This is a genomic window from Ochrobactrum sp. SFR4 (assembly GCF_019730395.1).
Taxonomy (GTDB): domain Bacteria; phylum Pseudomonadota; class Alphaproteobacteria; order Rhizobiales; family Rhizobiaceae; genus Pseudochrobactrum.
In genome coordinates this window covers 1-276 of sequence record NZ_JAAPBB010000731.1, presented here as the reverse complement: position 1 = coordinate 276, position 276 = coordinate 1, and the positions used below count along the sequence as shown (strand labels likewise).

At 51.8% G+C, this 276-nt stretch carries 1 protein-coding gene; it reads left to right on the top strand.

The genetic code is table 11. The features are described from left to right. Positions 1-30 precede the first annotated feature (30 nt). The coding region (locus tag HBA93_RS21005; RefSeq protein ID WP_502910165.1) for an ABC transporter permease subunit at positions 31-276 on the top strand (246 nt) is incomplete at its 3' end.

Genomic DNA, 276 nt, shown 5'->3' with positions numbered 1-276 from the left:
ATCGAATTCGGCAAGACTGATATTGTCTCTATGACATCAGCAACCGGAACCAATTTCGGTCTCACTGCGATGGTGCTGGTTTATCTGGGCATTGCGCTGCTCATCCATCTGATGTTGAAATATACTATGACCGGCCGTTCGATCTACGCCTACGGCGGTTCGCCGGAAGCTGCAAAACGTGTTGGCTTCAGCACGGCCAAAACCATTTTCGTTGTCTATTGTGTGGCCGGTGCGCTGGCCGGATTTGCAGGCCTGCTGCATTCCTCAATGATCTGG